Here is a 14,760-nt window from a genome sequence, read left to right as displayed (position 1 = left end):
TTATCCCTTGAATCCCCTGCCTAAGATATCTTGCCAGCACTCGACTGCTTCGTGCTTGGTAGTAGCGTATTTGGCCTCGCCAATAGCATCAAGGGCTTCGTGTGCCGCATTAACAATAGCTTGGCGGTCGGCTTCTCCATAGTTTTTTGCGATGTTGTTGCTTGCATTGACCGGGTCAAAAATTTCGATGATGCCTGTATTGCTGGCAGGCAGGTTGGCCACAGAATAATAGTCGGTAAAGAACACACGCTCTTTCAGCCCACTTTTAACGATATACGTAAAGAAATCTTCGAGGGCTGTTGGGTAGTTAGTCAGTGATGCCCCACTAGCGGCAAGCCGAGCCCATAGCAGCTCAATCATAAAAGACTTGAAGCGCAAATCTTTTTGCCGCTTCCACCACTTGACGATACGGATGAGCTGCTTGTAGTCGTCACCGTAAAGCAGCTTGCGGTCCCTCATAAACTGAAGATGCAGCGGGATACTGGTTAGTACACGATCACCGGTATGTTTGCGCACCAGCCACCCGCAATCATCTTCATCCCCTTCGTAAAGCACTGGAACCACATCTACGTCAAGACCAGTGCCACGAAAATTGATGGTGACGCAATGAGTCTGTGGGTCAAACTGGTCGGGCTTCATATTTGGATTCGCTTCCGCTAAGCGCTCTGCCAGCCAGGGAATGAGCTGGCTATCGGCTTTCGGCACTTTGCCAGTTTTGACGTATACGGCTACATCCAGGTCATTGACTGTGCGCAGTGCTGTTCCCTTAGCTACACTACCAGCATGGAGCATTTTAATAAGGTCAAACGCTGGATCTTCGTCGATTTTCGCTTCTAAGCGCTCGCGTAACAGATTAACTTGCTTACGATGCTTGTCAACTATCTTTTTAGGGAGATTGATTCTTTCTTTGGTGAACTGGGCAATATCGTCGTGCGTAATTTCACTCATTTTGTTATTTCATATACCCCATTCTACCTATGCAGTGCTGGCAGCAAACGAGTCATTCACTAAAAGTGTTAGCGTTCTCGGCGTACCATTACCCTCATTAATTGTAATTACGGAGGATTATAATCAATGACTGGCAATCAGTCAATTAGAGTGCCAAAAGTCATGATAGGTGATTCCCAATGTTCGGCTCGTAGACAGTTACAAATAGCGAATCGCGAACTGTGGCTAAAATGTTGAAAGGCCAACCACCAACAGCCCAGAACGCCAATTATAATTGCTAAAGTGGCAACTACTTTCATGTCGAATTGACCCACCTGAGATCGGCATAGACCGATGTTTGATGCATAGATTCCCTCTTTATAGTTGATATCTCCTATAAAATGGGTCTTAACATCGAAATTCGTCAACTTGGGTACCGTCGAGATAATAACCACCTTCCCATCTGTATTCACAGCCCAGTAGAAGCCGCCAAACGATTTGCCAACCTCGCCCAGCAGGCGGAGATTGCTGAGACTACCGATAGCGATCAGGTAGCCCACGCGAAACTTGATTCGCTGCTGGTGCTACCAATGCTCTTTTGTCTAACGAGAAGATATCGACACGCTATAATCTAGTACGCGGCAAGAAGAAACTTCATCAGCCTTCGCGTCCCTCTTGCTCGGGAGAAGGGGATATGGGCGTGGTGCGCAGGCAGAGCCCGCGCACCACGCCCATATCCCCTTCCCTTTAAGGAGAGTTTGTGGGCGTTGTACACTGATCTATAGATTGACCGGTATGCAAAATTGTGACGAGAGGGTCAGAGGAGGCGGAGCAATGGAACAAACCTCAACGAGCGAGCAGACACAGACCTTAAAAGAGAAACAACGCCAGGAGCGGGAGCGACTGATCCTGAGCGCGGCGGAAGAGGTACTCTACGAGAAAGGGTATCACGATACCTCCTCCATCGACGAGATCGCTGCGCGCGTAGGCGTTGCTAAAGGTACCGTCTATCTGCATTTCCCGAGCAAGGAAGACCTGGTCTTCGCCATCTTTCTGCATAACTTCGACGCATTTGTACGCGTTATTGATGAGGTTATTAGCGAGACTATGCTGCCGCGCCAGCAGCTTGAAACGATCCTGGCGTGCATGTATGGCGGCTTCTCTCTCAAGCAGATCCAGCCACTCTACAATAGCGTCGACATGAAGCGCCTCTTTGAGGTCAGTCGTGAGCAGGAGGGGCCGCGCCTGTGGGTGCAGCTCGCGATGCGCGCCGGCTCCATTCTAGAGGCAGGCAAGGTCAGTGGCGACTTCGATTCTGTAACGCCCACAAGCGCCACCTTCTTCAGCCTGCTCTCGCCCCGCAGCTACGAACGCCTGGTCTTGGGTGAGCACATGGCATTCAAGACCAGGTCCAGCACCTGAAACACATCTACTTCAACGGCATCTCCACACACTCCCTAGCGAGTGCCGCAGGCGCGAAAAGTCATGCCAGGGAAGGCCTAAGAGCGTAGAAAGGGGACACAAGCCCATGACTACTGTTTCCAGGCCCCGTGAAACCAGGCAGGAAGAGACCTACCAAGAGCCACAATACACCACCCGCGAGACCCTCTTGACCATGTTGGCGGTCCTCATGGTGATGCTCCTGGCGTCTCTGGACCAGACTATTGTCTCTACTGCTACGCCTAGAATCATCGCCGATCTGCAAGGCTTCGACCGCTATACCTGGGTCTCGACCTCCTATCTCCTGGCCTCGACGGTGATGGTGCCGATCTATGGCAATTTTTCAGATATCTTTGGGCGTAAACCCATCTTCCTGGTGGGTGTTGTCATCTTTCTGACTGGTTCCGCACTCTCCGGGGCAGCGCAGACGATGGATCAGCTTGTGCTCTTTCGCGCCTTCCAGGGCATTGGCGCGGGTGCACTTATGCCTATCGCTATCGCCATCGTTGCTGACCTCTTCGCGCCCCGTGAGCGTGCCAAGTGGCAGGGCGTCACGGGCGCGGTCTGGGGCCTCTCCTCTATCGTTGGTCCCACGGCAGGTGGCTGGATTACCGAGCATACGACCTGGCGCTGGGTCTTCTACGTCAATCTGCCCATAGGTCTATTGGCAATGCTTGTGCTGATCTTCCTCATGCCCCCGCTCAAGCAGACAAGCAAGAAGCCAAAGATTGACTACCTGGGCGCGGCATTACTCATCGCCACGGCGCTCCCGCTGCTGCTCGGTTTCTCCTGGGCTGGCTCGGAGTACGCCTGGAGCTCACCCATTATCCTGGGACTCTTCGTCCTGGCTCTCTGCGTCGGCTGTGTCTTCGTGCTCTATGAGTCCATTGTGCAACGCGAGGGCGGACAGCCTATCATTGAGCCTTCGCTCTTTCGCAATGGCATCTTCACCATCTCGACCATCGCCACGGTTATCTTTAGCATGGCGCTCTTTGGTAGCACCTTCTTTATCCCGCTCTTTGTCCAGGGCGTGGTGGGCACCACCGCTACCAGTAGCGGCCTCGTCCTGACGCCGTTGATGCTGACCTCAGTTGTAGGCAGCGTCATCTCGGGTCAGCTCGTAGCCCGCACCGGGCGCTACAAGTGGGCCGCCATTAGTGGCATGCTGATTGGTATCGCGGGCTCCTGGCTGCTCATGCGCCTGGATATCAATGCCAGCGACAGTGATGTGCTCCTCGCTATGATCATGCTTGGTCTGGGTATGGGAACCAGCATGTCTCTCTACACGCTCATCGTGCAGAATGCCCTGCCGCACAAGATCGGTCAGGCTACCTCCTCGCTGATCTTCTTCCGTTCCATTGGCGGCACTATCGCTCTTGCTGCCATGGGCTCCGTCATGAATGCCAGCTACCTCCCTGCCTTCCATAGCGCCCTCCCCGATGCCAACAAAGAGGTCCTGCCCGCCGGGACCCTCCATTTTTTCGACAACCCTCAGATCCTGCTCTCCGAGCAGATGCAGAACCGCGTCCATGGCGGACTCTCCGCGCTCGGTCCAGCGGGCCAGGACCTCTACATCCAGCTCATGCAAGCTGTCAAGATCGGCCTTACCCAGGGCATTCACCAGATCTTCCTGCTTTGCACTCTGCTACTCTGCGCTGGCCTGCTCGTCGTCGTCTTCCTCAAAGAAATTCCCCTGCGCGGCAAAAAATCGACAGAGAAACCCGAACCCCTGCACCTCTAACAGGAAGGAGATGTCTGCTTCCTCATGGGGGCAGGCATCTCCTCTTGTTATTCACATGTTGGTCGAGCCGACCTCGGGCATCTCTTTGCCTTCTGCCCGAGCGAGAGTCCTGCCGGGGCCACCAGGCCATCAGATCCCTCAAACTGGCTCAATGCCTGCCTCCTCTCCTCCAATAGATGGAACTGCCCAGGTGTGCGGAGATGCTCCATTGCACCGGCGTCAACCTGTTGGCTGTCAATTGCAGGAACACATTGAGCGAAGTGTAATGGGACTGAAAAGGAAGAGCACGAGTGATGACCTCGGAAAAACCAGCTTCTGCGAGTGCTAGCTCGAATATGCTCGGGTCTGAAAGCGCAAAAGGATCAGGTTGATGAAAGGATATGTAGGCAGCGCTGCACGAACCGCTCATGACCTTATGCTTCTGACCATCGAACATGGTTGTGCAAATTTGTAGTCATGGGAAGCAGTCAGATCTGAACAATACTGGGATAAAGTTCGTCTTGATGAAGGTATTCTTCTAGAACTCCAGAGTTTAGAGGAGCTACTAGAATGTCCATGTGTTGTTGAGATGGAAAGGAATACTTGCCACTATCTAACTGTGTCCTGTCATTAAGAGATCGAGGCTGAAGTGAAATCGTATCGCTTCAGCCTCGATCTCTATGAGAAGGAAATTTCCTTTTGTTATTGGCTTCTACTGAATTGGGGCAAATTCAGTCTCCTATTGTACTGTATGGTTATCATGCTGCATGACGAGACAGGAGTATCTCTCCGTTGTGGCTTCTCTCCTCCAATCTTCGTACAACCTCTTCGATCATGCGCAGTCGGCCTGAATGGCTTGTCAATACGATCCATCAATTATCTCGACTTGGTTTTTTAGAGGCATCAAGACATTCCTGTCCCCTCTCGCCACGCTCTTCTGGTTGCGCCTTTGGACATATATCGATTCAGCCATATGCCTCACAACGTATCCCAGTTCGTGTACCATAACATTGACGATGGGGAGCATTGTGTAGCTTTGGGTAATGAAGCATGCTATCGCCAGAACTATGGCAAGCAGAACATACATCGCTAATCCCAGAAGAGAAGCGATGTATGATGCTCTATCTGCTTTGTGAGGCTTCTGACAAGCACACTTATACGAAACGTAACGCTTGCTATTCTTGTAATGATGCTGACGCTTGGAAGACTTCTTCAATCTGGCACGATGAATCTGTTTTTTCATGATCTGCTTCCTGTAATAATTTGACATTTAAACCAAACTTTTGTATGATTGTTCTTGTTAAAGAAAATCATGTTGTAAACAATACATTATCGCGGTAAAGTGATCAACTGTTTTTGTTTGGTAATATGGCAAAACTTTAGAGTTTTTGTTTGGAGTTTATAAATTTATGGGACGCAAACCAATTTTGCCGCAAGGAGCGAATGCGTTTACAGGAGGTGCACAGTTACGACAGCTGCGCCTGGAACGTGGTATCACGCTCAAAGAGATGGCTGAACGGTTGACGTATTCTCGTGGGTATCTTTCTGCCGTTGAAAATGGAAAAGAACGGCTTCATCATGAGCTGTTACGGAAATATGAGGAAGCACTGGGATTTTCGGAGGGAGCATTAAGCGGACTTTTACAGGTACAGTATGCTTCATCATTTGATGGGGCAGTTGCACATCTTGTAAAGAATGCCCCGCTGTGGGTTCCTTTATTGCTTCCGGTACTTCTTAGGAATGATGACACCGGAATGCCTTCTTATCTACCGTTCATGGGCAGAGAAACACTGCTATCTCACCCACAATCCATGGATGATAAACTTTTACTACATTCTATAGAACGGGCGCTAAGAAATGCAGCAGAGCAAGGGTTACTGATATTCCAAGGCTTCGAGCAGCATATTCAATATAGTACGTTTCTTGCGCTGCTTGCTGAACCTTCCTCACTAAGCGGAGAACTGAGATATGAAGCAGTACGTGAATTCATATCCAGGGAACCGAATCTGGAAAACCTGAACGATATCTGTAGTAGTCTCCTTGCTATCAGCGCATTGACGCAAGCTCCTATTGATAGGGACATGAAACCATATCTGCGTAGCTTTTTCCAGGCATTCATAGCTGAAATATCTAGTGATTTTTCGTTGAGGTCATCATCGGGAGAAGTTGTGCATCAGCGTGACCGAGCCGGATCATATCGCGACCCGATAAATATAGTGAGAGCACTTCGCGCATATAGCGAATTAGCACCAAACTATGCTCCTGATCAGTTTGAACAAGACCTCGGAACGTACACAACCTACATAGAAAAAACACTTCACAACCTCAAGCTCCTCGGCGTCGTGCCTAAAGACCGTAATACAACAGACCCCGAACTTAATACAACGTTTGTGCCCTTGCGTGTGTCGATTGAAGATCAGGCTACCAAGAAGGCATGGGAAGGCTCTCTTCTGGATGCGCTCATAAACAATCCGTATATCGTTCTGCTCGGTGGGCCTGGATCAGGCAAGTCAACCTCAGCGCGCCATCTTGCTTGGAGCCATGCCGCTGCTAACCTGCCTGCCATCTCTGATGCTCTCTCATTACTGCCAGGAAAGCCCCTCCCGCTGCGTATTGAACTGCGTCGGTATAGCGAAGAACGTCGGCGCACGCCCAACTATACCTTTCTTTCTTACACAATAGATGTGCTTCTAGAGCGAGAAGGTGTAGGAGTAAATGAGCAAATGTTCGAAATCTTGTTGAAACGTGGTGCTATGCTCCTGATCTTTGACGGTCTTGATGAAGCAGCCACTCTCAATGAGCGAAATTTACTCGTTCAGGAAATCGAACAGCTTATGATAGATTACCCTGGTAATCGTGTACTAGTAACTTCACGTCCTGTTGGATATGACCTGGCGCCTTGTACAGATCTCCGATTTGTTCGTACACAAGTGCAAAACTTCAATGAACAGCAAATTGAACAGTTTCTAAATAACTGGTACCATCATGTCCTCAAACTCCCGTCCTTATCGCAAGATGATCAGCGAGAGCTTAAAGAAATCTCTGACACATTAAAGACAAACCTACGATTACGTAAACTGGCCGAGAATCCGCTCCTCTTAACAGTCATTACTGCCCTGCATCGCTATGAGCGCCTTCCCGACAAACGAGTTCGCGTCTATGATCGCTGCGCTGCACTGTTACTAGATACATGGGCTCGCTTACGTGGTACCGATGGACGTTGGAGAGATATGAAAATGGGTAAGGATGAGCAGTATGCCTGTGTCGCGTACCTTGGCTTTATCCTCCATGAGCGGGCACAGCAGGTGTATGAGCTGGGAACAGAAAAGAAACTTGTCCTAGAAGAGGGCGATAATGATGTCCCTCAAACGTTTCTGTTGCAAATCATTGAAAATTTTTTGGCGAAGCGCAAAGTAATTGCAGATAGCAACGAGCGACAAAGAGAAGCTAAGCGATTCTGCGACCTGATGCTCGAAGAGGCAGGCCTGATTGTAGAACGCGGTACTGGCAGCGATGGTGAACTCCTCTACGGCTTCATTCATCGCACCTTTCAAGAGTACTTTGCCGCCTTCTGGATCTTTGACCAGTTTCAGGAGGATGTCAGCCTTAAAGTCATCGAGGATTTCTTGCAAAAGCATCTGCATGATCCACACTGGCATGAAGTGATTTTGCTGCTTCTTGGTAAGCTTAATACCAGGCCTGCTACTAAGGTGTTAGAAAGTGTCAAGCAAGAAAGGATCATGAGTCCTCGCAGCATTCACAATGATATCTTGCAACAGGCGCTCTTTTTCGTTGGCTCTTGTCTAGTTGAAGAGATTGTTGTACAGCAAGAACTAGCACAAAAAGTCGTAGCAGATTTGGTTGACCTGACGATTCAATCTTTATTCGTGTCCCAGCGACGTCAAGCTATAGAACTGCTGGATTCGCTCTTAAATACGCAACAGTATAGTGAGACAGCTCTAGCTGGTTTATGTGAACTGACCAAGCAAAAGCAAAAGCTAGATACAGATATCGTGATGAGGATAGCACTCACGTTTTGTACTGATGATAGTGTGCAGCAAGACAAGCAGGAATTTTTGGACTTGCTGGAGGAAATTATTCAGCGCCCTGACTTGGTCAATGCAATTTCCTTTGTAGGATATACGACAAGAGGTATAAATCAGCGTAAAAAGGATTATTGTCTTGTATACTTGCTAATGAAGCTTACTAACTATCCGCAACTACCACCAGCGAAGAGATTTGAAGTGGCGCAATGGCTTTTCAATCTCAGCTTGGCAGCATCTCCAGAGCAGTATGTTGCTTTTCAACTATTGGTGGAGTTAGCGCCGTATCCTGCTATTCCTCCCAAACAAGCGTTGGGAATAATATTGAGCTTCTATCAGAAAATTACTATTGATAACGAGATGTGGCAACAAATCGCCCAATCGCTGACAGTGTTGATCCATCGATCTGATCTTTCAGTTGAGGATATTATTGATGAGATCGAAAGATTTTACAACCACCTCAAGTCTGGAAGCGAGCTGGAGCAACAGCTCCACGGTATGCCAGAGCAATTATTCTATGGGATGCTAGAGTCTTTGGCTCAACGTCCTGATCTTTCAGTTGAAATGCTCATAGACAGCGCTCTAAGAATTTTACGGTTTAGTAGGTCACAGAAGGACCAAGCCCTTGTCCAAAAATTGGACCGCTTTTATCATCCTCGTTTATCAGACAAAAAAATTGTTGAATTTGTGCGTCACCTATTTCTGGATCGAGATGTGCCTTTAGAGTATCACCTTTTAAAAAGCTATGAACAATGTTCAAATATGCCAAGGGGACAAGCGTTCCAAGCAGCACAAGACTATTACCATAGTTTTCAAGTAGATGAAGTGAAGAGAGAATTAACAGCTGCCTTGCTCATCTTCTACTCTTTGCATCAAGATATAACAATTGAGCAAGCATATCAAACACTTCACATGCTCTGGAAGAAGAATGTTAGTAGAAAAATTTTGTTCTTGCTAACGCTTCTCCTCTTGCAGATCATGCAGCGATCTGATATGTCAATCGAGCATGCTAGCAAAATTGCTCAGCTTATACGCAATGATAGCCTAGATAGGCTATCCCTACCTTCTAGTCGCAAACGTTTATTCGAGATCCAGCAGGCGGTTCTCATAAAGTGGTTGAGGAGCTATGCGGAGAGCGTTGATCTTTCTGTCGAGCAAGCCCTCTCTTTGGCTGTTACCTTACTACAGTTTCGCAAAAAAACATGGGCAAACGATAAGGCTTGGCAATTGTTAGTGCGTATTACAGAGGACACGACGCTCTCTCTTGAACAGCGACGAAGTGCACTGGTCAAATTGCTTCAGTTCATAGATAGCTGGTCATGGTCTCGAACAGCACACATTATACAGATTGTGCCTACCTTGCAAGCAGAACAAGAGGCCAGGGTTCTCCTTAGCGAACATTGGAGCAGTCCTAAACCCGTAGCAATACACGACATCCCAACATTAATCGAGTTGGTTAACCAAGAGCTTGTACCACTGCAAGCACGGAATCAAATATATACAATGCTTCAGCGTTTTATTCCGAGATTTCATGAATTGGACAATACCCAGACTGTTTCAGTAATAGAGTCATCTGAGTAGCACAGGAAGAAGCTAATTCGCACCTTTTTGGTGTTACTACAGAGTTTTTCAACAAGCCAATATTGCCCAATTGCTATTGTCAGTAGGCTATGCGAACAACTATCTTTGCAGAAATGTTGGCCATATCCGAAAGCAGTAGAACAAAGGGAGGAATGTTACTGTATAGGATTCTGATACAGAAGCATATGCGCACCGAGACAGAGACGCTAGTAACTTTCTTTGATACAACCCAAAGTGACTCAACACCTAATTCAGCTGTCGCCCGAATAGACCAAGCTGCTGGGCATTGCCGTATAATACAAAACAGGAAGGTGGCAGTTATTTCCTCTCCTGTTTACTCCTTCGCACTATCGCGAATGTTGCAAATGATGTGATCGTGGAAAGTGGGCAAATCTGAACAATAGCGACAGTTCCGTCTTGATGACCTTGGGTTTATAGAATCTCCCAAATTAGAGAACCTGCTCAGTAACATACATGAATTGTTGGAGAGAAAAGGAAATCGTGGCCTCAATCTAATCAGAAGAGACAAGAAGAAGAGGTTGAAATGATATCATGTCACTTCCACCTCTTTTTTCGTATCAACTTGGTGAAGCTTCAATTGAGAAAAAATACCACAGTGACGATTGCATATTTCCTTGTTCAACACATATCCCTTCCTTGGGGAAAGGTCCTCTTCTGTTCTCAGTCTCCACAAAATAAGAATGACGTTAAATTATGCCTCTTCCATTTTGAAGCACACAAGAGTACCTGTTTGACAGGAAGTAATTTTAATCGCTACAGGGTAAGTTCCTCCTAGCGGAGTGCTGTATTCATTACGTAGGCTTTGACCTGAATGTCTGCTTGTGAAAGAGCCTCTGACTGTTGAAGAAAGAAACGACGTGCTTCATTTAAGCTGAATTTGGGACTCTGTTTTTTTCTGTAATCAACAGTCTCATCCCACTGTTCGCATAGAAACCAGCCAACGAGATAGAGGCCATGTTGACAAGAGCGATTCTCCTTGAGGTAGCGGTCTACAAGTTGTGTTTGCATAGCCTGCTTAAGTTCTTTATGCCAACATCCTTTCACTTCAATGATAACTGTGATCACATCGTATACTTCCTGAAAGGAAGAAGATTGCCTCACTAGCGCATCAACATGAATATCTGTTCGCTCGCCGGCAGATGATCCTGTACCAGAACGTAGCTCCACTTCTCGGTTGGCAATCACTCCTCGTCGTACTAAATCCTCATCCAGATGACGTTTCACATAATCGGAAAACTGGTTTTCATCTTTAGGTGTATAGATCCTCTTCTTTGCCTGTTTGTCTGTTGGATCATTCCAAAGGTCAATCGCGGCTGGGGTTTCTCCTTGTAATTTTGCTTCGAGCCGCTGTAACGATTCAATCAAGACGTCAAGGAGATGATCTCCATTGTGGACCAAACGTGTCTCTTGTGATCGGATGACCTGGAGCAACTCTTCCGCTCTAAGAGGTATCCAGGTGCTTTGACGTGCTATTATTTGCGCCTCTCGCAAGACCCACGGCATATAGGGAAGATCCGGTGCTGGTTCTGGCAGTTCTTGCATAATGTAGTGAATGGCTTCACATGCAATGAATGTACCTCGCCGCTGCAAATAGGTCAAGATAGTGTTTCTGAGCATAGATAAGCGATCTGCTGTTGTGACAAAGCCAGCGACCTGTGTTGAATCATTTTTGGGAGAGCGTTGGCGAACCAACCAAATGTAGAGGTCAGCGACCTGGTGTTCGGTCATACCAGCAAAGTTGGGATTAGAAATGCCACGTGAGAGGAGCTGCTGGCCAAAATCTGCATCCGTTTGAAGGAGAGGCCATAGGTGAGACCATCCAGCGTCCTGAGCAGAGGTCAGAAGCGCGTGTGCCGCTACAAGTGCTTTTGCCCGTCTTTCTTGGTCATTGGGGAGAGGGACGGGTATGAGCGACGTTGCCAAGGCCTGTGCTTGCATCATCTGATGAGTCAGCAGTGTACGAAGGAGGAGGCCTAAGTTTTCTAAGGACATTGATTGATCCTGTGCTTTCTCCAGCAGAGCCTGAGCAAGTTCATCGCCCCAACAGAGTTCTATCTTAGAGAGGATATCGATCTGTTCCCCTCTTTTGTCTTTAACATCAATCAAAAGGAGTATAGATTCCACTACCGTTGTGGAAGCCATATTATGTGCTATTGTAAGTAGTTTGTAATCAATCGTGACCGTGTGAGGATCACTTAGCCAAAGGAATGCTGGTAATACGCGTTGCCATACTGAAAGAGGGAAAAGGAAAATCACCTGAGGAGTCTCTTGACAGAGCAATTGTAATGATTTGTAAATGGCCCATGCTTCATAGGGGAGTTCGCTATCCTCCCTCCATTTATGAGCAGGAACATGCTGATGAAGGTATGTTGTTGCAGTTTCGAGCAGTTGCTTTTGAAGGGGCAGATCGACCTCGTTCCACCCCGGAAATGTTTTACGATCCCAGGGGTCTTGATAAGGACTTCCATCTGGTCGATAGGTAAGCTCGTAAATAAGCTGTTGCCATAAAGCAATATCCGTTAGTTCACAGTCTTGAAGGAGTGAAGAAATACGTTCTCTCGGAGTGGATGTAGTTCGTTGTTCCTGTGCATCTTTGATTGCCTGCCATTTTTGAGATCGCTGATACTCTTCTTTCATGTGTTGTGCCTCTGGAGAGTTCAGATCTACAGGGAGAAGAAGTGGAGCGAATGCAGCGGCCAGGATTGGCGTTCTCTCACAAGCAAAAAGAAGCGCCTCCGTTTGTTCTGTATTGTTGATATCAGCAATTCTCCAGAGAAGTTGTGCCATTACAGGCTGTATTTCTTTAAATTCATTAGTCCTGCCAAATATATCAAGCAACCAATAGACATCTTGCTCAAAGACGAGCGGTGGTCTACAACTCAAGAGTTCGATTGAATCACTTTGCCCATCTAACATCAAGTGGAACAAGGATACAAGAACGCGACGACGCTTTTGATGCTCTTGCCTGACGCGCGTGAGGAAGACATCATTGTTTTCATGTGTCTCAAGCCATGGATGATAGTGTTTGAAGCTGACAAACAGTGTTCTAGAGAATCCATGAAGGACTTCTGGCATATCGAGATGATCCCAGGACTGTATCATAATCGCGTCTCGAAATGTGCTGAGAGCATCTTGAGAGGGAATCCCTGGGTCGGTGTTTTGGTGCTGTTCTGTCCATACCAACGCAACTGGTAAATCCGTTGCCCTAAACTTGTGTGAGGCGAGAGATATTAAGAAGTACTGGTATGCTCCGAAAAAGTTTTCCTTTTGGGGCTGAGTGAGTACATTGAGGAGTTCTGGTAGTGTCATATGTTCTGGCCATGCAGCTTGGAGTCCATATCCTTTCAATTGGTCATTTCCATCGTCCTCCTGACTTTGCTGCAAGAGCAATTTGAGTTGCACCTTTATAGTAGCATCTCCAATATGAACGACTGCATGTGCTGCGCCTTCTCGTATTGAGGGTGGCTCTGATGAATCTAAGGCCACTGTCGCTAAGTCCTGTTGTAGAGATCGGACTTCACACGCCTCAGCGATATGAATGGCGAGGAGTCGTGTTGGAAGCGTTTGGGTCTGGTCCCTCAGATAGGGTCGAAGTTGCTGTTCAAGCTGAGGGTGCGTGAGTTTTGCATACAGTTGTCTGGAATGACGAGAAAGAGCAAGTGTGCATTCTTCATCTCCTAACTGTAACAAGGCTGCGACAAAATCCATTCGTCCTTGTTCATCTGTAGCAATCACAGCACTTGAGAGGAGGACATTGGGGTCCTTCTTGAGCAGTTCTCGAAACAAATCAGGCTGCATTGCCGCAAGCCATGCTGTCGTTTCATACAATTGAGGAACAATTTTCCTTTCGGGATCATCAGGGTGAATGATAAGGCTTGTGACTTGTAGGAGATTTACCTGATGCTGTACCAAATAGTGGGCGGCCAAATACTCCGCATACGTCTTGTGTACCCATCCGATTCGGGAAAGTCCACGTGAGGTGAAGAGGCCAGTGTCGAGAACTTCTTCGATGCCTGCTAGCGTTACCGGAAACTGCTTTCCCTTCGCCTTCTCCTTGCTCCCGTCGAGTTCATGGATTCCGAGGTCGGCTTCAGACATATCGGATTGATCCTGACTCTTCCACACGGCTGATGTATTCGTGAATACCATGATGGCGGCAATGCGAGCTGCAACAGCCATGCGCTCTTCGGGAGTGAGTGTTCCGGTTCGATGAGCAGCGAGACGGTTCGGATTGATCTCGGAGCAAAGGGCAAGACAGCCTTGGTGATACAACTCCTCCTGGGAGGAAGGCAGTGTTCCTGTCCGATTATACGCTTTCAGAAGAAAATTGAGAGTGATGGGTTTTAGAGCAAATGGTACGGCATTTCTTCGCTCGATCTCTTTGAGAAACGTCTGAGGATCATTTATACCATTGTGACGAGCGGCTTCGATGACATCTCTCTGGCGAAGTGAAGCAAGCTCGTAGACATGTACCTTTTCATGATGACGTTCCCATAGGAGACAAAGTTCTTGTTCAAAACTGGAAGGCCAGACAGCAGTTCGACAGGCGATGCGCAATGAAAGGCGCTCAATGGGGAAGTGTTGAAGTTCGTCAACGAGCAGTGCGGCAAGGGTGTCGATTCGAAGAAGGCACTCATCAAAACTATCAAGAAAGAGGTGAAGACGATAGTCTCCTTCCCTCCATGAAGCAAGGGTGGGTGACTCAAAAAGGGAATGGACCAAACGATCTTCACTCCCATAGGAACGTAGATCTAGAGAGAGAATATCATCATTACGCTTTTTGATCTCGATAGCTATTTGTTGTCGTTCTGCTCGTAGGGTCTCCGTTTTCCCACTTCCAGGTTCACCCAACAAGATAATGCATGCACGATCCAAAAGATCATGTAGTGATGCCACATGAGGTTGCGTGAGTTTTCCCAATTGTGATTCAGGATCGCGTAGATATCCTCTATCCGTCTGATCAATGGTCGTCCCTCTTGGAAACCAAAACCGCCTCCAAGGATATAGCTGCTTCAATTTCTTGCCCTC

General features: G+C 47.7%; 5 protein-coding genes. 3 read left to right on the top strand and 2 right to left on the bottom strand.

Features of this window, described 5'->3' with window-relative positions; all coding sequences use genetic code 11:
- Positions 1–948, bottom strand: a complete 948-nt coding sequence (locus JMJ16_RS21330; protein ID WP_201384807.1) for a CBASS oligonucleotide cyclase — start codon at positions 946–948, stop codon at positions 1–3.
- Positions 949–1,761: 813 nt separating this feature from the next.
- On the opposite strand from JMJ16_RS21330, the gene JMJ16_RS21325 reads away from it, so the two are divergent.
- From JMJ16_RS21325 to JMJ16_RS21315, 3 genes are all read left to right on the top strand, one after another.
- Positions 1,762–2,349: a TetR/AcrR family transcriptional regulator gene (locus JMJ16_RS21325; RefSeq protein WP_201384805.1), complete on the top strand. Its 588-nt coding sequence runs from the start codon at positions 1,762–1,764 to the stop codon at positions 2,347–2,349.
- Between the two features lie 106 nt (positions 2,350–2,455).
- On the top strand, positions 2,456–4,108 hold the full coding sequence (locus JMJ16_RS21320) for an MDR family MFS transporter (protein ID WP_201384803.1): 1,653 nt from the start codon (positions 2,456–2,458) through the stop codon (positions 4,106–4,108).
- A gap of 1,388 nt (positions 4,109–5,496) precedes the next feature.
- Positions 5,497–9,711: an NACHT domain-containing protein gene (locus JMJ16_RS21315; RefSeq protein ID WP_201384801.1), complete on the top strand. Its 4,215-nt coding sequence runs from the start codon at positions 5,497–5,499 to the stop codon at positions 9,709–9,711.
- A gap of 792 nt (positions 9,712–10,503) precedes the next feature.
- Here JMJ16_RS21315 and JMJ16_RS21310 read toward each other — a convergent pair.
- The gene (locus tag JMJ16_RS21310; RefSeq protein ID WP_201384799.1) at positions 10,504–14,748 is read right to left on the bottom strand and encodes an NACHT domain-containing NTPase; all 4,245 of its coding nucleotides are present in this window, start codon (positions 14,746–14,748) and stop codon (positions 10,504–10,506) included.
- Positions 14,749–14,760: the final 12 nt, after the last annotated feature.

This window comes from Ktedonobacter sp. SOSP1-52 (assembly GCF_016587395.1).
The sequence above is the reverse complement of the archived record's forward strand: the minus strand, read 5'-3'. Positions and strand labels throughout refer to the sequence as shown.